Here is a 232-nt window from a genome sequence, read left to right as displayed (position 1 = left end):
ATATAGCCCTTTATGCTCTATACCAACTCCTCCAAAATCAGGCGAGTAATAAAAGTCATGCCGATGAAATTGCTTATAATCAAGCATACCCAATCGCCAAAATCCTCATAATCGCCAGAAACCAAACCTAAAGACAAACCGGCGTTTATAATCACGCAAAAAAAATCCCTAAAATTCTCTTGAACGCAATACAAAGACTTTTGAATAGAAACAGTGCGAGAAAAATCCATTT

At 36.6% G+C, this 232-nt stretch carries 1 pseudogene; it reads right to left on the bottom strand.

Features of this window, described 5'->3' with window-relative positions:
- Positions 1–17: 17 nt before the first annotated feature.
- Positions 18–232: pseudogene (locus ACTHR2_RS10605) on the bottom strand (NADP-dependent 3-hydroxy acid dehydrogenase); the annotation flags it as partial.

It is taken from the genome of Neisseria sp. P0006.S004, assembly GCF_051963015.1.
In the GTDB taxonomy this organism is placed as follows: Bacteria; Pseudomonadota; Gammaproteobacteria; order Burkholderiales; family Neisseriaceae; genus Neisseria.
This window is presented reverse-complemented; position numbering and strand designations above follow the sequence as displayed.